General features: G+C 61.0%; 22 protein-coding genes. 12 read left to right on the top strand and 10 right to left on the bottom strand.

The window, feature by feature from the left end:
• Position 1: 1 nt before the first annotated feature.
• Positions 2 to 979 (top strand): L,D-transpeptidase family protein, encoded by a 978-nt coding sequence (locus tag POS17_RS21430; protein ID WP_060840426.1) that lies wholly within the window; start codon positions 2 to 4, stop codon positions 977 to 979.
• Positions 980 to 1,106: 127 nt separating this feature from the next.
• On the opposite strand, the gene oprI is transcribed toward POS17_RS21430, so the two are convergent.
• Positions 1,107 to 1,358: an outer membrane lipoprotei OprI gene (gene oprI / locus POS17_RS31200; RefSeq protein ID WP_003448337.1), complete on the bottom strand. Its 252-nt coding sequence runs from the start codon at positions 1,356 to 1,358 to the stop codon at positions 1,107 to 1,109.
• Positions 1,359 to 2,002: 644 nt separating this feature from the next.
• On the opposite strand from oprI, the gene POS17_RS21420 reads away from it, so the two are divergent.
• A complete protein-coding gene (locus POS17_RS21420; protein WP_011062548.1) occupies positions 2,003 to 2,284 on the top strand; it encodes a GNAT family N-acetyltransferase in 282 nt (93 codons plus the stop codon).
• A gap of 60 nt (positions 2,285 to 2,344) precedes the next feature.
• Here POS17_RS21420 and POS17_RS21415 read toward each other — a convergent pair whose 3' ends face one another.
• Entirely contained in the window at positions 2,345 to 3,421 is a 1,077-nt protein-coding gene (locus POS17_RS21415) for a 3-deoxy-7-phosphoheptulonate synthase (protein ID WP_016967428.1), read from the bottom strand.
• Between the two features lie 140 nt (positions 3,422 to 3,561).
• Entirely contained in the window at positions 3,562 to 3,996 is a 435-nt protein-coding gene (locus tag POS17_RS21410; protein WP_060840425.1) for a PilZ domain-containing protein, read from the bottom strand.
• Between POS17_RS21410 and POS17_RS21405 the strand changes: the two genes are divergently transcribed.
• From POS17_RS21405 to cysB, 5 genes are all read left to right on the top strand, one after another.
• On the top strand, positions 3,995 to 4,381 hold the full coding sequence (locus tag POS17_RS21405) for a thioredoxin family protein (protein ID WP_060840424.1): 387 nt from the start codon (positions 3,995 to 3,997) through the stop codon (positions 4,379 to 4,381). The genes POS17_RS21410 and POS17_RS21405 overlap by 2 nt on opposite strands.
• The gene (locus tag POS17_RS21400; protein WP_060840423.1) at positions 4,381 to 5,337 is read left to right on the top strand and encodes a putative 2-dehydropantoate 2-reductase; all 957 of its coding nucleotides are present in this window, start codon (positions 4,381 to 4,383) and stop codon (positions 5,335 to 5,337) included. Before POS17_RS21405 ends, POS17_RS21400 begins: the two co-directional genes overlap by 1 nt.
• A gap of 25 nt (positions 5,338 to 5,362) precedes the next feature.
• Positions 5,363 to 6,268: a 5'-nucleotidase gene (locus POS17_RS21395; protein ID WP_060840422.1), complete on the top strand. Its 906-nt coding sequence runs from the start codon at positions 5,363 to 5,365 to the stop codon at positions 6,266 to 6,268.
• Between the two features lie 95 nt (positions 6,269 to 6,363).
• Positions 6,364 to 6,864 carry a universal stress protein gene (locus POS17_RS21390; protein ID WP_060840421.1) on the top strand — a complete coding sequence of 167 codons (501 nt, stop codon included), beginning with the start codon at positions 6,364 to 6,366 and terminating at the stop codon, positions 6,862 to 6,864.
• A 111-nt stretch (positions 6,865 to 6,975) separates the two neighbouring features.
• Positions 6,976 to 7,950, top strand: a complete 975-nt coding sequence (cysB, locus tag POS17_RS21385) for an HTH-type transcriptional regulator CysB (protein ID WP_011062541.1) — start codon at positions 6,976 to 6,978, stop codon at positions 7,948 to 7,950.
• A 2-nt stretch (positions 7,951 to 7,952) separates the two neighbouring features.
• Here the strand turns inward: cysB and POS17_RS21380 are convergent, their stop codons facing one another.
• Together POS17_RS21380 and POS17_RS21375 are read right to left on the bottom strand one after the other, a co-directional pair.
• Complete coding sequence (locus POS17_RS21380; protein ID WP_060840420.1) at positions 7,953 to 8,435, bottom strand: GreA/GreB family elongation factor; 483 nt, start codon at positions 8,433 to 8,435, stop codon at positions 7,953 to 7,955.
• Between the two features lie 2 nt (positions 8,436 to 8,437).
• Positions 8,438 to 8,833, bottom strand: coding sequence for a hypothetical protein (locus POS17_RS21375; RefSeq protein WP_060840419.1), 396 nt, complete (start codon positions 8,831 to 8,833; stop codon positions 8,438 to 8,440).
• A gap of 124 nt (positions 8,834 to 8,957) precedes the next feature.
• Between POS17_RS21375 and earP the strand changes: the two genes are divergently transcribed.
• Both earP and POS17_RS21365 read left to right on the top strand, forming a co-directional pair.
• Positions 8,958 to 10,091, top strand: coding sequence for an elongation factor P maturation arginine rhamnosyltransferase EarP (gene earP / locus POS17_RS21370; RefSeq protein WP_060840418.1), 1,134 nt, complete (start codon positions 8,958 to 8,960; stop codon positions 10,089 to 10,091).
• Between the two features lie 48 nt (positions 10,092 to 10,139).
• Positions 10,140 to 10,712 carry an elongation factor P gene (locus POS17_RS21365; RefSeq protein WP_007931398.1) on the top strand — a complete coding sequence of 191 codons (573 nt, stop codon included), beginning with the start codon at positions 10,140 to 10,142 and terminating at the stop codon, positions 10,710 to 10,712.
• A gap of 70 nt (positions 10,713 to 10,782) precedes the next feature.
• On the opposite strand, the gene POS17_RS21360 is transcribed toward POS17_RS21365, so the two are convergent.
• From POS17_RS21360 to POS17_RS21350, 3 genes are all read right to left on the bottom strand, one after another.
• Positions 10,783 to 11,202, bottom strand: a complete 420-nt coding sequence (locus POS17_RS21360) for an organic hydroperoxide resistance protein (RefSeq protein ID WP_060840417.1) — start codon at positions 11,200 to 11,202, stop codon at positions 10,783 to 10,785.
• 217 nt (positions 11,203 to 11,419) lie between these two features.
• Positions 11,420 to 11,881, bottom strand: coding sequence for a MarR family winged helix-turn-helix transcriptional regulator (locus tag POS17_RS21355; RefSeq protein ID WP_060841991.1), 462 nt, complete (start codon positions 11,879 to 11,881; stop codon positions 11,420 to 11,422).
• Positions 11,882 to 11,957: 76 nt separating this feature from the next.
• A complete protein-coding gene (locus tag POS17_RS21350) occupies positions 11,958 to 12,908 on the bottom strand; it encodes a LysR family transcriptional regulator (protein WP_060840416.1) in 951 nt (316 codons plus the stop codon).
• A 105-nt stretch (positions 12,909 to 13,013) separates the two neighbouring features.
• On the opposite strand from POS17_RS21350, the gene POS17_RS21345 reads away from it, so the two are divergent.
• A complete protein-coding gene (locus POS17_RS21345) occupies positions 13,014 to 13,763 on the top strand; it encodes a sulfite exporter TauE/SafE family protein (protein ID WP_060840415.1) in 750 nt (249 codons plus the stop codon).
• Here the strand turns inward: POS17_RS21345 and POS17_RS21340 are convergent.
• Complete coding sequence (locus tag POS17_RS21340; protein ID WP_060840414.1) at positions 13,753 to 14,607, bottom strand: LysR substrate-binding domain-containing protein; 855 nt, start codon at positions 14,605 to 14,607, stop codon at positions 13,753 to 13,755. The genes POS17_RS21345 and POS17_RS21340 overlap by 11 nt on opposite strands.
• Before the next feature lie 97 nt (positions 14,608 to 14,704).
• On the opposite strand from POS17_RS21340, the gene POS17_RS21335 reads away from it, so the two are divergent.
• Both POS17_RS21335 and POS17_RS21330 read left to right on the top strand, forming a co-directional pair.
• Positions 14,705 to 14,926: a DUF1127 domain-containing protein gene (locus POS17_RS21335; protein WP_060841990.1), complete on the top strand. Its 222-nt coding sequence runs from the start codon at positions 14,705 to 14,707 to the stop codon at positions 14,924 to 14,926.
• A gap of 66 nt (positions 14,927 to 14,992) precedes the next feature.
• Positions 14,993 to 16,207: a winged helix-turn-helix domain-containing protein gene (locus POS17_RS21330; protein WP_060840413.1), complete on the top strand. Its 1,215-nt coding sequence runs from the start codon at positions 14,993 to 14,995 to the stop codon at positions 16,205 to 16,207.
• A gap of 68 nt (positions 16,208 to 16,275) precedes the next feature.
• On the opposite strand, the gene POS17_RS21325 is transcribed toward POS17_RS21330, so the two are convergent.
• Complete coding sequence (locus POS17_RS21325; protein WP_060840412.1) at positions 16,276 to 17,622, bottom strand: class II 3-deoxy-7-phosphoheptulonate synthase; 1,347 nt, start codon at positions 17,620 to 17,622, stop codon at positions 16,276 to 16,278.
• Positions 17,623 to 17,641 lie beyond the last annotated feature (19 nt).

Genomic DNA, 17,641 nt, shown 5'->3' with positions numbered 1-17,641 from the left:
GATGTTGCCGCGCCTCCCTGCCGTCACCCGCTGCCTGACACTTGCCGCATTGTGTGTGGCCGGTCCCGTTGCAGCATTGGAATTGCCTCTACCGCCGCCCGGTGAAGATATCGTCGGCCAGGTGCAGGTGATCAAGGCCAAGTACGAAGACACCTTTGCAGATCTGGGTACCGCCTACGACCTGGGCTACCTGGAAATGGTGGCAGCCAACCCGGGGGTCGATCCCTGGTTGCCGGGAGCCGGCACCGAGGTGGTCCTGCCGACTCGCTTTGTCCTGCCTCCCGGGCCTCGTGAAGGCATCGTGATCAACCTGGCGGAGTATCGCCTGTACTACTTTCCCAAAGGGCGGAATGTGGTTTACACCTTCCCCCTGGGCATTGGGCGTGAGGGCTGGGGGTCGCCGATCGCGCACACCAGCATCACCGCGAAGACTCCGAATCCGACCTGGACGCCACCGGCGTCGATCCGGGCAGAACACGCTGCCGACGGTGACCCGTTGCCAAGCGTCGTACCTGCCGGGCCGGACAACCCCTTGGGACCATTCAAGTTCACCTTGGGCACCCCCGGCTACCTGATTCACGGTTCCAACAAGAAGTTTGGTATTGGCATGCGCACCAGCCATGGCTGTTTCCGCATGCTCAACAACAACGTGCTGGAGATGGCTGGCATGGTTCCGGTCGGAACTTCGGTGCGCATCATCAACGAGCCGTACAAGTTCGGCGTCAGTGGCGGAAAAGTCTATCTGGAAGCGCACACGCCATTGGATGACAAGGGCAATCCTTCAGTGGTCGATAAACACACTGCGGTGATCAATGCCTTGCTCAAGCGCGAAGATCTTGCCAATAACCTGCGTATGAACTGGGACGTGGTGCGTGATGTAGTGGCCGCCGAAGACGGGCTGCCAGTGGAGATCGCGGTACCGACGACCGCAGCGCCTGCGGCATCGACGTCCAACCTGTCCTACGATCTGCAGCAGTAAGCGCTGCAACAGAAACCCGCCGATGTCGACTGGCAGCGGCGGGTTTTTTATTGCCGGTGAAAAACTCCGGGCAATAAAAAAGCCGATCCAAAAAATGGATCGGCTTGTTAACAATCCCGAGGGACTATTACTTGCGGCTAGCTTTTTCCAGCATACGCAGAGCGCGCTCGTTAGCTTCGTCAGCAGTCTGTTGTGCTTTTTGAGCAGCAGCCAGAGCTTCATCAGCTTTACGGTAGGCTTCGTCTGCACGAGCCTGAGCACGAGCGGCTGCATCTTCAGTAGCAGTCAGACGAGCTTCGGTTTCTTTGGATACGCTGCTGCAACCGGTAGCCAGAACTGCGGCCAGAGCCAGAGCAGAGAATTTCAGAACGTTGTTCATCGTGTTCCCCTTCAAGGACTTTCTATTAGTAGCTATCCCCCCAGAGTGGGGAAATAACCGGCGTACATACTACCCATTACTTGTAGTAAGTAAACTGACGTAGCGCAAGAAGCAAAAAAAATTCTAGGTGGTGATTCTTTTTCGAGCAACTTTTTGGGCGGTTGTATAAAAAATATTCAATCGCAAGGCTCTGCCAGAGGGTGCTGCTCGTTTGCCAGCATTGCTCACGGACTTTTCCGATCGCTGTTTTGGAGTCTAGGCTAATGTCGTTCTATATTGCGTGACCGACACTTTTCTTCAGATTCCGCGCAGCCTTGGCCTATCTTTATCCATCTCGCCGGTGACTTTAAGAGGCGCTGTTCGTCTTAAGTTCCAGCATCCGGCGATGTATAGCCTCAACCCATTCATGCGCTGAACCGGGCAGTGGTTCCTGCAAGGCCCGATTGGAGTATTTGCGCTGATCTGTGACGAGTGTGGCTTGAGCATTTGCGCCAAGGGCGCCTACTATTTTGTAACGTGCTCGCGATGCAAGAGCGGTAGCTTCTACTCGGCGTCCGACTGGCACGAGGTGGCGTAAGTTGTTCCTTCGCCGGAAAAACATCGGTAAGGTAGGGGTCAGCATTCCAGACCCGCAAGGAGTAGTGATGAGCGAGGCGTTGTCCATCCACCATGACCAGGCTGGTCATCAGTTCGAGACCAATGTGGACGGTCATCGTGCCTACCTGACCTATATGGACCTGGGTAAGCAAACCCTGGATATCTACCGCACCTTCGTGCCCAATGCGTTGCGTGGGCGCGGTATTGCCGCGGCGCTGACCGAGCAGGCACTGGAGTACGCCGAACGTATGGGCTACACAGTGATTCCTTCCTGCTCCTATGTAGAACGCTACATGGAACGCCATCAGCGTCACGCCGCGAAGCTCTGATCGGGGCGACCATGAAAAACGCCGGGCTTGGCCCGGCGTTTTTGTGTCTGGCGAATGTGATCAGCTGCGATCGCGTTTCGGCAGTACATCCTTGAGCTTGGCGTGCATGCTGCGCAGGGTTTTCTCGGTGCTTTCCCAATCGATGCAGGCATCGGTAATCGACACCCCGTACTGCAGGTCCGACAAGTCTTTTGGAATGGCCTGGCAACCCCAGTTCAGATGACTTTCCACCATCAGGCCGATGATCGACTGATTGCCTTCGAGGATCTGGTTGGCGACGTTCTCCATGACCAGTGGTTGCAGCGCCGGATCCTTGTTGGAGTTGGCGTGGCTGCAATCGATCATGATGTTCGGCTTGATCTTGGCCTTGCTCAGGGCCTGTTCGCAGACCGCGACACTGACCGAGTCATAATTGGGCTTGCCATTGCCACCACGCAGTACTACGTGGCCGTAGGCGTTGCCTTTGGTGGTGACGATCGACACGCCGCCCTGTGGGTTGATCCCCAGGAAGCGGTGGGGACTGGAAACCGATTGCAGGGCGTTGATCGCTACCGTCAGGCCGCCGTCGGTGCCGTTCTTGAAGCCCACGGCAGAGGACAGGCCGGAAGCCATCTCGCGGTGGGTCTGGGATTCCGTGGTGCGGGCGCCAATGGCCGACCAACTGATCAGGTCCTGCAGGTATTGCGGGGAGATGGGGTCCAGAGCTTCAGTGGCAGTGGGCAGACCCATTTCCGCGAGGTCCAGCAGCAACTGGCGACCAATATGCAGACCGTCCTGAATCTTGAACGAGTCGTCCAGGTACGGGTCGTTGATCAGGCCTTTCCAGCCAACGGTGGTCCGCGGTTTCTCGAAGTAAACGCGCATCACCAGATACAGGGTGTCGGAAACTTCCGCCGCCAGGGCCTTGAGTCGCTCGGCGTACTCGTGGGCTGCCTTGATGTCGTGGATCGAGCAGGGCCCGATGACGATGAACAACCGATGGTCAGTGCCGTCGAGGATGTTGCGGATCACTTCGCGACCCTTGGTCACGGTGCGCAAGGCGGTGTCGCTCAGCGGGATGTCTCGTTTGAGTTGATCAGGGGTGATCAGGGTCTCGTTGGAGGCGACGTTTAGGTCGTTGATCGGTAAATCAGCCATCGTGTTACTCGTCAGGTCACGGGTGCCGGCCGCCAGCGATCCCCGCGCGGCGGAGCACAGCGGATTTGAGCGCGTCGGGGAGCGGAACCTTAGCGCGTTAGCCGGTGACTCTACAATGGGCAAGGGGCGGTTTTATTGGGCTAAGGCTGCACAAAAGCCTGGTGTACACGGTCTTGCGAATAGTCTTCTGCATGCCGTTCGACCCAATCCAGAGCCAGGGCTTCGATGCATTGCTGTTCGCTTAGCGGTTCATGCAGGCGGCAGTAGCGGGCGATCTGGCACACCTGCTCGCCCATGCGAGCGCTGAACAGGGTTTGCTCATCGACGAAGGCGATACCCACCAGATAGCCGCGCTTGCGTTTCAGGCACCAGGCAACATAACCGTTGTAGCGTGCGTTTTCCCCCAGCGAGGGCATGTGCACTTCCAGCGCGGTGCCGTGGCGCCAGGCGCGGTGGTAATTGCACGCCATGCCACCGAGGCTGATAGTGTGCAACCGCTGGCGCGAAATGCAGGCGTACTTGCGCAGGGTCAGTTCAACCGGAACATCATCAGGATGAGGCAGAAAACGTCCCATGACCGCAGACTCCGAGTGTCGTCCATTTGACATTATTTCCCCCAGTATAGTGATCGAATTGGAACTGACCGACTTCGACATCGACCAGCAATTACTGAGACTGGATGGCGTTTCCCTGGTGGTTTTCACCTCCCCCGGTTGCTCCGGTTGTCGCTGGGCACGATCACAGCTGCCCGGGATGGGACTGCCGGTCGCGCGCCTGTGCTGGGTCGATGCGGGCGACAACGGTGGGGCAGTGGAGCGCTATCAGGTGTTTCACCTGCCTGCGCTGTTCGTGGTGCGCGACGGTGAGTTTTATGGATCCTTAGAATCGCGGCTGACGCCCAATGCGCTCATTGCGGGCCTGCGTCAGGCGCTCAATCGAATGCCAGAGGAGTTGCCTTGATGGGTGCAGACCGTAAGCCGCGTATAGGCATTATCGGAACCGGAGCGATCGGAGGTTTTTACGGGGTGATGCTGGCGCGGGCCGGTTTCGACGTGCATTTTCTGCTGCGCAGCGAGTTCTCCGCGGTGGTGGAGCAGGGACTGCGGGTCAATAGCGCCCAGCATGGGGTGTTGAGCCTGAAGCCGGTGCAGGCATACGCCAGTGCCGAAGAGATGCCACCTTGTGACTGGCTGCTGGTGGGCGCCAAGACCACCAACAATGTCCAGTTGGCGCCGGCGATCATCCAGGCGGCGGCGCCTGGGGCCAAGGTGCTGTTGCTGCAAAACGGGCTGGACGTGGAGGACGCCTTGCGTGCCGAGCTCCCCGACACGCTGCATCTGTTAGGCGGCTTGTGCTTTATCTGCGTGCATCGCGCGGGCCCCGGCCAGATCGAACACCAGGCTCTGGGGGCGGTGAACCTGGGGTACCACAGTGGTCCGGCCAGTGCCGATCCGGCCCTGAGCCAGGCGCTGGTCGAGGAGGGGGCGGCGTTGTTTCGTGCTGCCGGGCTCGACTCCCAGGCCATGAACAATCTGCATCAGGCGCGCTGGCAGAAGCTGGTGTGGAATGTGCCGTACAACGGCCTGTCGGTGCTACTCAAGGCCAGCACCACGCCGCTCATGGCCGACCCGGCCAGTCGCGAGCTGATTCAGGACCTGATGCAGGAAGTCTTGCAGGGGGCTGCGGCTTGCGGTCATGTGATCCCTGAGGCTTATGCACAGCAACTGTTCAGGTCCACTGAGCACATGCCCGATTATTGGCCGAGCATGTACCACGATTTTCTGCATCAGCGCCCTCTGGAGTTGGCGGCTATTTATGCTGCACCTTTGGCAGCGGCACGGGCCGCGGGTTGCGAGTTGCCGAAAATCCGGGCGTTGTACCAGAGCCTGTGTTTTATCGACCGGCACCATGTTTGAGCTTATGACCTGAAGGGGGAGCGGTATGGCAAAGGGACTGGATGGCAAACTGGTGGTGGCAATCTCTTCGCGCGCTCTATTCGACCTGAGCGAAAGCCATAAGGTCTATCTGGCCCAGGGCGTCGAAGCCTATCGGCAATATCAGATCGAGCACGAGGACGAGATTCTTGAGCCAGGCGATGCCTTTCCATTGGTGAAGAAACTCCTGAGCCTGAATGCCAGCCTGGGTCGGGCGCGGGTCGAGGTGGTGCTGGTGTCGCGCAACAGTGCCGACACCGGCCTGCGGGTGTTCAACTCGATTGAACATTACGGCCTGGGTATCTCCCGTGCGGCATTTGTGGGGGGGCGCAGTCCCTATCCCTACCTGGCAGCCTTCGGCAGCGATCTGTTTCTCTCCACTCATGCCGACGATGTCCGCAGCGCACTGGAGGCCGGATTCGCCGCTGCAACAATCCTTTCCGGTGGGGCCCGACGCGCTGCCAATGGCGAACTGCGCATCGCCTTCGATGGCGATGCGGTGCTGTTTTCCGACGACTCGGAACGGGTCTACCAGGCCGCAGGTCTGGAAGCGTTTCAGGCCAGTGAGCGGCAGTCGGCGCGTGAGCCTCTGCCCGGAGGACCTTTCAAGGGGTTTCTGGCGGCGCTGAATCTGCTTCAGGGCGAGTTTGCCGACGACGCCTGCCCGGTCCGCACGGCCCTGGTCACCGCCCGCTCGGCACCGGCCCATGAGCGGGTCATTCGCACCTTGCGCGAGTGGAACATCCGTCTCGACGAGTCCCTGTTCCTGGGCGGCCTGGAGAAAGCGGCCTTTCTCGAAGCCTTCGCCGCCGATGTTTTTTTCGACGACCAGGCCGGTCATTGCGAGTCCGCTCGCGAGGTGGTCGCTACCGGTCATGTGCCTCATGGCATCAGCAACGAAGCCAGGACTTGAGCCCGAAACCTGGTGGTTTTGCCTCCAGCCTCCCACAGTTCCTGGCACTGCTAAGCTGAATCCATCTCCGCCATCTTGGCAGTTGAGGAGGTCATATGATTCGTTCGATGCTGTATGCCACGGACCTCGGTCTGTACGCTCCCTTTGTCATGCAGCATGCCCTGGAGCTGGCTCGAACGTTCAATGCCGACTTACATGTAGTGCACGCTGTGGAGCCCATGGGATTGTTCGCCGAATCGGTGTTGCAGAGCTATCTGGACGAGCAGTCGCTGAACGAGTTTCATCGCCAGGGCCTGAGCACCGTGATGGCCAATATCGAACAGCGGGTACTGGACAGTTTTCGCGAGGAGCTGGGTGAAGGCATGCACGACCTGAGCTTGATCCAGTCGGTGCGGGTGCTTCAGGGGGACCCGTCCCAAGTGATTCTGGAGCAGGCGGGGAAACTCTCGGTGGATTTGCTGATCGTAGGAAGTCACAGCCACGGGGTCGGTGCGCAAACTCCTCTGGGGCGCACCGCATCACGGGTTTTGCAGTTGTCCAAAGTGCCGGTTTACCTGGTGCCGCTGGTCCAGCGTCGACGGCAGGGGGATGCCTGAGGGCGGAATGGAAAAATCTGAATAAAAGTTCTAGATTTATTCTCCTGACCATTAATATAGTTATATACCGTCGCTGATACCCGTGGCGTCTACCTGCTTTGAGGGATTCATATGAAGCTTCAACAATTGCGCTACATCTGGGAAGTGGCGCACCACGACCTCAACGTTTCAGCCACCGCGCAAAGCCTTTACACCTCGCAACCGGGTATCAGCAAGCAGATCCGTCTGCTCGAGGACGAGCTCGGGGTCGAGGTCTTCGCTCGCAGTGGCAAGCATCTGACGCGGGTGACCCCGGCCGGCGAGCGGATCATCACTACCGCCGGCGAGATCTTGCGCAAGGTCGAAAGCATCAAGCAGATCGCCCAGGAGTTCTCCAACGAGAAGAAAGGCACCCTGTCGATTGCCACCACTCACACCCAGGCGCGTTACGCCTTGCCTCCGGTGATCAGCAGCTTCATCAAGCAATACCCGGATGTGGCCCTGCACATGCACCAGGGCTCACCGATGCAGATCGCCGAAATGGCCGCCGACGGCACCGTGGATTTCGCCATCGCTACCGAGGCCCTGGAGTTGTTTGGCGATCTGGTGATGATGCCGTGCTACCGCTGGAACCGTTGCGTGGTGGTGCCACAGGGCCACCCGCTGACCAAGTTGCCGAAACTGACTCTGGAAACCCTGGCCGAGTACCCGATCGTCACTTACGTGTTCGGTTTCACCGGCCGCTCCAAGCTCGACGAAGCCTTCAGTCATCGCGGCCTGACGCCAAAGGTGGTGTTCACCGCCGCCGACGCCGACGTGATCAAGACCTATGTGCGCCTTGGGCTGGGCGTGGGCATCGTGGCCAAGATGGCCGTCGACACCAAGCTCGACAGCGACCTGGTGGTCCTGGATGCCAGTGAGCTGTTCGAGTCGAGCATCACCAAGATCGGTTTCCGTCGCGGCACCTTCCTGCGCGGTTTCATGTGCGACTTCATCGAGAAGTTCGCTCCGCACCTGACTCGCGAAGTCATGGCCAAGGCCATTGCCTGCCACAACAAGCAGGAACTGGAAGAACTGTTCGACGGCGTCGAACTGCCGGTTCACTGATCCTAGCGGACCTCGGTGACAGTGAAGTGTTGCCGAGTCCCCGCCACCACGATTTCCACCTCATCCTCCTCGAACTTGCCCAACAGGCTTTTGCCCAGCGGGGAGCGCGGGGTGATGACGGTTACCAGCTGTCCGACCACCTGGACTTTCAAGCCCGCTCCATCCGGACCGAGAAACAGCCATTGTTCGCGGCCATTTTCATCCTCAAGTCCCAACAGCGTGCCGACCTGGATCCCTGACTGCGCGTCGTAGGGACGCAGGCCAAGGTTTTGCCAGAGGCTCAATGCCTGGCGGATCTCCTCGACCCGGCGAGCCTGCCCGGCTGCCAGGTAGGACGCCTCAAGTCCCAGCGTGTCGTACTTGTTCTCGGCGATGTTCTCTTCATGGGTGGCGGTTTCGTAGGCGGTTTGTGCGGCCCGTACCGCGACCTCCAGGTCGTCCCGGAGCTGTTGCAGAATCAGTTGGCAGACAGACTGTTTATTCATGATCAATTACAGAATTGCAGGACATTGGCCCGGCTCTTGTCACTGGGTGCGGTCTGGTCCTGCTGCAACCAGAACTGGCATTTGGGGTTGGACAGGTTGCGCGGATTGCTGCGAGCGTTATCCAGGGATTGCAGTTCTTCGTTCTTGCGCAGGTTGTCCTGATATTGCTCGAACATCCGATTGGGCGGCTCCGGCGCCACTACCGGCGGCTTCGCCAATTGCTGTACGGCTTGCGCCACAGGGGCCAGTTGCTGGCTGAAGAGAAAGTGCGAACCCAGCCAGCAAGTCAGGGCAATCGCCAGAAAACCCAGCCACAAGCCCAGGGCAATGCTGCCGCTGAGCGCCAGGGCATTGAAGCTGATGCGCAAGGGGCGACGAGCGGGCGGGCGATAGGACATGGTTGCCTCCTGGCGGGCGGTAGTGGGCGAGGGCTGATTGTCGCACGAAGATTAATCGAGGTTGGCTCTTCTGCGCAGGAGCATTTATGCGGACAATCGGCGCCTTTGCCAATCGGGGACTGGAATGAAAGCCTCCTGGGACATTTTTTGCAGCGTCGTCGACAACTACGGCGACATCGGCGTGACCTGGCGTCTGGCCCGGCAGTTGGTGGCCGAGCATCAATGCGCGGTGCGCTTGTGGGTCGATGATCTGCGGGCCTTTGAAAGGATTTGCCCGGAAATTGACACCCAGCGGCAGCGCCAGGAACAGGATGGGGTCGAGGTGCGGCACTGGTCGGCCCAGTGGCAGGCTGAGGCGGCCGCGGATGTGGTGATTGCCGCGTTCGCCTGCCAGTTGCCCCACGCCTATATGGAGGCCATGGCCGACCGCGAGCGGGCGCCCCTGTGGTTGAACCTGGATTACCTGAGTGCGGAAGACTGGGTCAGTGGCTGCCACGGCCTGCCGTCAGTGAAGTTTCGTGGCGTACAGAAGTACTTTTTCTTCCCCGGATTCCAGCCTGATACCGGCGGTTTGCTGCGCGAAGCCGGGTTGCTTGAGCGCCGCCGGCATTTTCAGGCCGATCGCCAGGCCCAGCAGGAGTTTCTGCAGGGCCTGGGAGTGACTCCCGCCGCCGATAGCCGCTTGATGTCGCTGTTTGCCTACGAAAACGCCGGTCTTGGCAGTTGGCTGGAGGCGTTGGCCGCCGATGCGCGACCGACTCATTTGCTGGTGCCTGAAGGACGTATTCTGGGCGACGTGCAGCGCTGGCTGGGAGTGGAATCTCTGACGGTCGGCAGTCTGCAGGTGCGTCAGTCGCTGACGGTCCAGGTCTTGCCCTTTGTGCGCCAGGAAGATTACGACCGTTTGCTGTGGTGCTGCGCCTTCAACGCGGTGCGCGGGGAGGATTCCTTCGTGCGCGCACAATGGGCCGGGCGGCCGATGCTCTGGCATATCTATCGCCAGGACGAAGATATTCACCTGGACAAGCTCGAGGCCTTTCTTGCCCTGTACACCCGGGCACTTTCCCCGGGCGCCAAGGCGGCGGTACTGGCCCTGTGGCAGGCCTGGAATACCGAGGCCGCGATGGCCGAACCCTGGAAAAACCTGCTGCAACACTGGCCGGAAGTCGCCGCACATGCCGAGCAATGGTGTCTGGAACAAGGCTTGCAGGCCGATCTTGCTGCGGCGCTGGTGCAGTTTTACCTAAATTGGATATGATACGCGGCCTAGATTTTTGTAAATCCCATCCAAATTCGGATATTCGCAATGAAAACTGGTAAAGAACTCAAACCCGGTACCGTGATCCGTATCGACAACGATCCTTGGCTGGTTCAGAAAGCTGAATTCACCAAGTCCGGTCGTAACAGCGCGATCATGAAGACCAAGCTGAAGAACCTGCTGACCGGTTACAAGACCGAAACCGTTTACGGTGCGGACGACAAGCTGGACGACGTGATCCTGGATCGCAAAGAAGCGACCCTGTCGTTCATCAGCGGTGACACCTACACGTTCATGGACACCACCGACTACACCATGTACGAGCTGAACGCCGAAGACATCGAAGCGGTTCTGCCGTTCATCGAAGAAGGCATGACCGACGTTTGCGAAGCCGTGTTCTTCGAAGACCGTCTGGTTTCCGTTGACCTGCCGACCACCATCGTGCGTCAGGTTGACTACACCGAAGGTTCCGCTCGCGGCGACACTTCGGGCAAGGTGATGAAGCCTGCCAAACTGAAAAACGGTACCGAGCTGAGCGTTGCGGACTTCATCGAGATCGGCGACATGATCGAGATCGATACCCGCGAAGGCGGTTCCTACAAAGGCCGCGCCAAGGTTTGATCCTGGCTTGACCTTGGACATGAAAAAGCCCGACTTCGAGTCGGGCTTTTTTATGCCTGGCGTTTGCCGTTCAGACGCTAACGTGCAAGCGCACATCGACGTTGCCGCGGGTGGCGTTGGAGTAGGGGCAGACCTGATGCGCCGCGTCCACCAGGCTTTGCGCTTCATCCTGGGCCAGGCCGGGCAGGCGCACATGCAGATCGATATCCAGGCCAAAGCCGCCAGGGATCTGACCGATGCCGACATGGGCGGTGATCGAGGCGTCGTCCGGAATCTTGCGCTTGCTCTGGCTGGCCACGAACTTCAGTGCGCCGATGAAGCAGGCGGAATAGCCGGCGGCGAACAGCTGTTCCGGGTTGGTGGCCTGCCCACCGGCACCGCCCAGCTCCTTGGGAGTGGCCAGTTTGACGTCGAGGATGTTGTCACTGGAGACGGCGCGACCATCACGGCCACCCGTGGCGGTTGCAACAGCGGTGTAGAGAGTTTGCATGGCGAGAGCCTCGTATCGATTGTTTTTGCGCTAATAGTTTGCGCGCCAAGTAAGTGCGAAATAAATGTACTGCGCTAATATTTGGTGCGCAAGATAATTTTTCAGAGAACACCGCAAAAAGCCCATCAATTCGCGCCAAGCAGTTGATTTTAAAAAAGATATATTTTCATTGCGAAAACCAGCTCCCGCCGCTGAGAGCTGGTTGATCGATGCCGCCTCAAAGGCTGTCTTGCAAATGCCCCCGCAGTACCTGCAACTCCTCCTGCAACCGGCGCAACTGCTCCACCGTGCGGCCGCTGGCGCCGAGGATGCACTGGGGGATTTCCCGGGCCTGATCCTTGAGGGCGCGACCCTGCTCGGTCAGTTGCACAATCACCACCCGCTCATCTTCCCGGCTGCGGGTCCGGCTCAGCAGGCCCTCGGCTTCCAGGCGCTTGAGCAGTGGCGTCAGTGAGCCCGGATCGGTCAGCAACCGCTGGCTGATCTCGCCCACGGTCAGTCCGTCGCGCTCCCAGAGCACCAGCATGGCCAGGTACTGCGGGTAGGTCAGACCCAGTCGCTGCAGCAATGGCTTGTAGACCTTGGTCATCAGCAGCGATGTGGAGTGCAGGGCGAAACATACCTGGTTATCCAGCAGCAGCTGTTCGCAAGTGTCCGCGGTAGAGGGTTGGGTGGTCATGAGGCTGGCCTTGATCATTAATGGTCCTGAATCTAGCGGGCGAGTCTTTAATGCGCCAGATAATTTTCCCCCAGGCCTAGCCCATGGCGCTTTGCAGCGCCAGGTCCCAGGGTGGAATCGGGCTGAAACGGCTCTTCAGGTATTCCAGGAGCAAGCGGCTGCGGGCATTGGGGTGCTGTTCCATGCGCAAGGCGTAGATGCCGGCGGTTTCCGGCTTGGGCAGGCCGCCGTCGCAGAACAGCGGCACCAGTTCCCCCCGCAGCAGGTATTCGCTCACCAGCCAGGTCGGCAGGTGCGCAATCCCCAGGCCGGCCAGGGCCCCGGAAAGCAGCGCTTCGGCATTGTTGGCACTGAGGCGGATGCGCTGGGGGCGATGGCTCTGTACCTGGCCATCAAGCTCGAAACGCCAGGCAAACAGCGGCGCCAGCCCGTCCCAGTCCAGGCCATCGTGCTGGCTGAGTTCGGCGGGATGGGTCGGGATGCCGCGGTTTTTCAGGTAGGACGGGCTGGCGCAGGCGATGCGCACGATGCTGGCCAGGGACGTGGCGACCATTCGCGTATCCACCCGCTGGCCTGCGCGCAGGACCAGATCGACCTTGCCCAGATGCGAGCCCTGCATGTCGACGAAGCTGTCGATCAGGTGCAACTGCACGTCCAGCCCCGGATAGAGCGCCAGGAAGTCGGCAATGGCCGGTGCCAGATGGCGGCGACCGAAGGCGGCCGGGGCATCGATGCGGATCAGGCCTTCCGGGGCGTGGCTCAAGGACACCGCTTCGGCGCGAGCCAGTTGCAGTTCAGCGACGATGCGCCGGGCCCGTTCGGCGAAGGCCAGGCCCGCCGCAGTAGCGACTACCGCGTGGGTGGTGCGCATGAACAGTGGGGTGCCCACGGCATTTTCCAGGCTGTCGATGCGCCGAGCCACGGCGGAAGGGGTCAGGGGATGACGGCGGGCCGCGGCGGAAAAGCTCCCGGCTTCCAGCACATCGAGAAACAGCCCCAGTTGTTCGGTGAGGATATTGGGATTCATGATCAGGTCGCTTATGCGAAAACGGCACAGCCATTGTGCGTTGCTGTGCGTTTCCGAGCCAGGGCCGACTGCGTAGCATGCAGCTCTCGGGTGAGGAGAGACGCTTTGATCGAGTTAGTGATGTATCTGTTGTTGGGCGCAGCCCTGGGCACGGTGGGCGGTCTGTTCGGGATCGGTGGCGGTTTGATCGCCATTCCGGTGCTGGGGGTCATGTTCGGCCTGGACCAGCAGATTGCCCAGGGCACCGCGCTGGTGATGGTGGTGCCCAATGTGATGCTGGCGCTGTGGCGTTATCACCAGCGCAACCGCATCGAACTGCGCCATGCCCTGCCGCTGGCGCTGATGGGCTTTTGTTTCGCCTGGCTCGGCTCGATCTGGGCGGTGGGCATTGACGCGCAGAAGATGCGTATCGGCTTTGTCGTCTTTCTCCTGGTGCTGTCGGCCTACAACCTGCTGCGCATGTTCATGAGCAGCGCGCCGGCCAGCACGCAGATGCGTTATTCCTGGCCTTGGCTGGGGGTTCTGGGCGCCGCTTCCGGGGCCATGGGCGGTTTGTTCGGCGTGGGCGGAGCGGTAGTGGCCACGCCAGTATTGACCAGCATCTTCGGCACCACCCAGGTGGTGGCGCAGGGGCTGTCCCTGGCCCTGGCGCTGCCGAGCACCGGGGTGACCCTGGTGACCTACGGCTTGCATCATCAGGTGGACTGGATGATCGGCCTGCCGTTGGCGGCCGGCGGTCTGTTGAGCATCAGTTGGGGGGTGAAGGTGGCTCATGCCTTGCCCGAGCGCCTGTTGCGTGGGTTGTTCTGCGGTTTCCTGGTGGTGTGTGCCGTGATGCTGGCCTTCAAAGTTTGAAGCCTTCGACGATGTGCTCTGCCAGGCATTCGGTGATCGGGGAGGGATTGTTGAGGTTGCGCACCAGCATGATGCTGGCTTCCGGCAATTGCGGCAGCCCCTGTGCCTCGCCGAGGATGCGCATGTCCGGGGTGATCAGGCTTTCCAATTGGGCGGTGACCGCCAGCCCGGCGCTGACCACCGCCATGATCGCCGACAGGCTGGAACTGTTGTAGGCAATGCGGTAGTCCAGGCCCGCAGCGTCCAGAGCGTTGCAGGCCCAGAGCCGGCAGAAGCAGTCGCTGTTGAACATTGCCAGGGGCAGAGGTGTTTGCTCGTGGGGATTGAAGCACTGGGCCACGGCCCAGACGAAGCGCTCCTTGCGCAGCAGTTGGCCGATCTCGCTGCCCGGCTCGCGGGTGACGATGGACAGGTCCAGGTCCTGGCGTTGCAACAGCTGTTTGCTTGACTCGCAATGCACCTCGATCTGGATCAGCGGATAGCTTTGGGCAAAGCGCGACAGAATCCCCGGCAGAAAGCGCATCACATAGTCATCCGGGGTGCCGATGCGTACCAGGCCCACCATGTGCGGCTCGCGCAGGGTATTGAACACCTCGCTATGCAGTTTCAGGATGCGTCGGGCGTAGCCCAGCAGCACCTGGCCCTCGGCGGTGAGCTTGACCTGGCGCCCGTCGCGCTGGAACAGCTGGCGCTGCAGTACGTCTTCCTCCAGGCGCTTCATCTGCATGCTCACCGCGGATTGAGTGCGATTGACCCGCTCGCCGGCCCGGGTAAAACCGCCTTCATCGGCGATGGCGACGAAGGTGCGCAGAACTTCGGTATCGATGCTGGGGAACTGGGACATTGCATCAAATCCTGAGATGTATGGCATAAGAAACATTCGTTGGATTGATCTTAAGCCCCGGCAGACACTGTCGTCATCCCCACTGGAGGGCAAGATGATGAAAGGTCAAAAGGGTTATGTGCTGGTCCACAAGCTGTCATTTCAGGCGCTGGCCTTCAGCGGCCTGTGGCGTCGGGTCATGCGCTGGTATGAGCTTGGGCGCGAGCGCCGGATGCTGGCCGGGCTGAGCGATGAGGCGTTGAAGGACCTGGGGCTCACGCGGGTCGATGTCGAGCATGAGCGGGTCCGCCCGTTCTGGGACGACCCAATGCATAAATAGCGGCAAGGGTGCTACACAAGCCGGTTCCCGGTGCGCTAGCGTGCGGGCAGACAAGGAGACTCCCCCATGCCCGCAGAATGTTCTTTCTCACTCAAGCAAGCTCGCCGATTGGCCCTGGCCGCCCAGGGTTTCGGCGGGCGTCGGCCGCCGGCAACGATCAAGGCCGCGGGGCTCAATCGACAGATCGAGCGCCTGGGCCTGCTGCAGATCGATTCGGTCAATGCCCTGGTGCGGGCGCATTACCTGCCTCTGTTCTCCCGCCTGGGCAGTTATCCACAGGCCTTGCTCGACCAGGCCGCCTGGAGTCAGGGCCGGCAACGCACCTTGTTCGAATACTGGGGGCATGAGGCGTCGTTGCTGCCCATGTCCATGTACCCGTTGCTGCGCTGGCGGATGCAGCGGGCGCGGCAAGGGCAGGGCATCTATTCGCAGCTGGCGCGTTTTGGCCAGGAGCGCCTGGTCACGGTCCGTCGGGTTCTGGCGGCGGTCCAAGAGCAGGGCGCGCTGGGTGCCGGCAGCCTTTCCACCCGCGAGGAGCGCGCCGGGCCCTGGTGGGATTGGAGCGATGAAAAGCACGCCCTGGAATGGTTGTTCGCCGCCGGTGAAGTGACGGTGGCCGGGCGTCGTGGCTTCGAGCGCCTCTACGATTTGCCGGAGCGGGTGCTGCCGGCGGCCATTCTCCAGCAGTCGCCGCTGGACGAAGCCCAGGCCCAGCGCGGCTTGCTGGTGCACGCGGCCAGGGCCCTGGGCGTGGCCACGGAGAAGGACCTGCGAGACTACTTTCGCCTGGATCCCGGCGACAGCCGTGCGCGGCTGGCGGAGTTGCTGGAGTCCGGCGAGTTGTTGAGCTGCGAAGTGCAGGGCTGGCGCCATCCGGCCTACTGTCTGCCGCAGGTCAGGGTGCCGCGCCAGGTCGACGCCAGTGCGTTGCTCTCACCGTTCGATTCGCTGATCTGGGAGCGCAGTCGCACCGAGCGGCTGTTCGACTTCCGCTATCGGCTGGAGATCTACACGCCAAGGCATAAGCGGGTCTATGGCTATTACGTGCTGCCGTTCCTGCACAACGAGCGGATTGTCGCCCGCATCGAGCTGCGGGCGGAGCGAGCCCAAGGCTGCCTGGCGGTGCATGCGGTGCATGAGGAGGAGCCAGGCCTGGACGAGGAGGGGGTGGTGGCGTTGGCCGGGCAGCTACGGCAGATGGCCACTTGGCTGGGGCTGGAGCAGATTCAGCTCAATTGCCGACGTGACGGCGCACGCCGTCTGCGTGAGGTCATGGCGTGAAGAGCTTCGCGGGCAAGCCCGCTCCTACGCTGCCCTTGTAGGAGCGGGCTTGCCCGCGAAAGCGCTTCTCAACGCTTGACCTGTTTGAGCGTCTCGGCGATCAGGAAGGCCAGTTCCAGGGACTGGTCGGCGTTCATCCGCGGGTCGCAATGGGTGTGATAGCGGTCCGACAGGCCGTCTTCGGTGATCGGGCGGGCGCCGCCGATGCACTCGGTGACGTTCTGTCCGGTCATCTCGATATGGATGCCGCCGGCATAGCTGCCTTCGGCCTGATGCACCTGGAAGAACTCTTTGACCTCGCTCAGGATCTGCGCGAAATCCCGGGTCTTGTAGCCGCTGCTGGCCTTGATGGTGTTGCCGTGCATCGGGTCCGAGCTCCAGAGCACTTGCTTGCCTTCGCGCTCGACCGCGCGGATCAGCTGTGGCAGGTGGTCGCCGACCTTGTGGGCACCCATGCGCACGATCAGGTTGAGCCGGCCTGGATCGTTGCTCGGGTTGAGGATATCGATCAGGCGGATCAGTTCCTCGGTGTTCATGCTCGGGCCGACCTTGACCCCGATCGGGTTGTTCACCCCGCGCAGGAACTCGACGTGGGCACCGTCGAGCTGGCGGGTGCGGTCGCCGATCCACAGCATGTGGGCCGAGCAGTCGTAGTAGTCGTTGGTCAGGCTGTCGCGACGGACGAAGGCTTCCTCGTAATTGAGCAGCAGCGCTTCGTGGGCGGTGAAGAAGCTGGTTTCGCGCAGTTGCGGCGAGCTGTCCATGCCGCAGGCGCGCATGAAGGCCAGGGTTTCATCGATGCGATCCGCCAGCTGGCTGTACTTCGCGGCCAGGGCCGAGTTGGCGATGAAGTCCAGGTTCCACTTGTGCACCTGATGCAGGTCGGCAAACCCGCCCTGGGCAAAGGCCCGCAGCAGGTTCAGGGTGGCGGTGGCCTGGTGATAGGACTGCAGCAGGCGGTCCGGGTCCGGTACCCGGCTTTTCTCATCGAAACCGATGCCGTTGACGATGTCGCCACGATAGGCCGGCAAGGTCACGCCATTGATGGTTTCGTCGTTGGCCGAGCGCGGTTTGGCGAATTGCCCGGCCATGCGTCCGACCTTGACCACCGGGCAGCCGGCGGCAAAGGTCATGACAATCGCCATCTGCAGCAGCACCTTGAAGGTGTCGCGGATTTTCGCCGCGGAGAATTCGGCAAAGCTTTCGGCGCAGTCGCCGCCCTGCAGCAGGAAGGCGCGACCCTGGGTGACTTCGGCGAACTGGCGGCGCAACTCCCGGGCCTCACCGGCAAACACCAGCGGTGGATAACTGGCCAGGGTCTGCTCGACCTGCAGCAGATGTGCGGCGTCGGGGTACTGGGGTTGTTGCTGGATCGGCAGGGCGCGCCAGCTGTCGGGGCTCCAGGGTTGGCTCATCGCGGACTCGAGTGTTTTA

It is taken from the genome of Pseudomonas sp. Os17 (genome assembly GCF_001547895.1).
In the GTDB taxonomy this organism is placed as follows: Bacteria; Pseudomonadota; Gammaproteobacteria; order Pseudomonadales; family Pseudomonadaceae; genus Aquipseudomonas.
The sequence above is the reverse complement of the archived record's forward strand: the minus strand, read 5'-3'. Positions and strand labels throughout refer to the sequence as shown.

Bases quoted from the DNA above. Each gene is read 5' to 3' on its own strand.
- POS17_RS21430 (WP_060840426.1), top strand. From the start codon at position 2: ATGTTGCCGCGCCTCCCTGCCGTCACCCGCTGCCTGACACTTGCCGCA.
- oprI (WP_003448337.1), bottom strand. From the start codon at position 1,358: ATGAACAACGTTCTGAAATTCTCTGCTCTGGCTCTGGCCGCAGTTCTG.
- POS17_RS21420 (WP_011062548.1), top strand. From the start codon at position 2,003: ATGAGCGAGGCGTTGTCCATCCACCATGACCAGGCTGGTCATCAGTTC.
- POS17_RS21415 (WP_016967428.1), bottom strand. From the start codon at position 3,421: ATGGCTGATTTACCGATCAACGACCTAAACGTCGCCTCCAACGAGACC.
- POS17_RS21405 (WP_060840424.1), top strand. From the start codon at position 3,995: ATGACCGCAGACTCCGAGTGTCGTCCATTTGACATTATTTCCCCCAGT.
- POS17_RS21410 (WP_060840425.1), bottom strand. From the start codon at position 3,996: ATGGGACGTTTTCTGCCTCATCCTGATGATGTTCCGGTTGAACTGACC.
- POS17_RS21400 (WP_060840423.1), top strand. From the start codon at position 4,381: ATGGGTGCAGACCGTAAGCCGCGTATAGGCATTATCGGAACCGGAGCG.
- POS17_RS21395 (WP_060840422.1), top strand. From the start codon at position 5,363: ATGGCAAAGGGACTGGATGGCAAACTGGTGGTGGCAATCTCTTCGCGC.
- POS17_RS21390 (WP_060840421.1), top strand. From the start codon at position 6,364: ATGATTCGTTCGATGCTGTATGCCACGGACCTCGGTCTGTACGCTCCC.
- cysB (WP_011062541.1), top strand. From the start codon at position 6,976: ATGAAGCTTCAACAATTGCGCTACATCTGGGAAGTGGCGCACCACGAC.
- POS17_RS21380 (WP_060840420.1), bottom strand. From the start codon at position 8,435: ATGAATAAACAGTCTGTCTGCCAACTGATTCTGCAACAGCTCCGGGAC.
- POS17_RS21375 (WP_060840419.1), bottom strand. From the start codon at position 8,833: ATGTCCTATCGCCCGCCCGCTCGTCGCCCCTTGCGCATCAGCTTCAAT.
- earP (WP_060840418.1), top strand. From the start codon at position 8,958: ATGAAAGCCTCCTGGGACATTTTTTGCAGCGTCGTCGACAACTACGGC.
- POS17_RS21365 (WP_007931398.1), top strand. From the start codon at position 10,140: ATGAAAACTGGTAAAGAACTCAAACCCGGTACCGTGATCCGTATCGAC.
- POS17_RS21360 (WP_060840417.1), bottom strand. From the start codon at position 11,202: ATGCAAACTCTCTACACCGCTGTTGCAACCGCCACGGGTGGCCGTGAT.
- POS17_RS21355 (WP_060841991.1), bottom strand. From the start codon at position 11,881: ATGACCACCCAACCCTCTACCGCGGACACTTGCGAACAGCTGCTGCTG.
- POS17_RS21350 (WP_060840416.1), bottom strand. From the start codon at position 12,908: ATGAATCCCAATATCCTCACCGAACAACTGGGGCTGTTTCTCGATGTG.
- POS17_RS21340 (WP_060840414.1), bottom strand. From the start codon at position 14,607: ATGTCCCAGTTCCCCAGCATCGATACCGAAGTTCTGCGCACCTTCGTC.
- POS17_RS21335 (WP_060841990.1), top strand. From the start codon at position 14,705: ATGAAAGGTCAAAAGGGTTATGTGCTGGTCCACAAGCTGTCATTTCAG.
- POS17_RS21330 (WP_060840413.1), top strand. From the start codon at position 14,993: ATGCCCGCAGAATGTTCTTTCTCACTCAAGCAAGCTCGCCGATTGGCC.
- POS17_RS21325 (WP_060840412.1), bottom strand. From the start codon at position 17,622: ATGAGCCAACCCTGGAGCCCCGACAGCTGGCGCGCCCTGCCGATCCAG.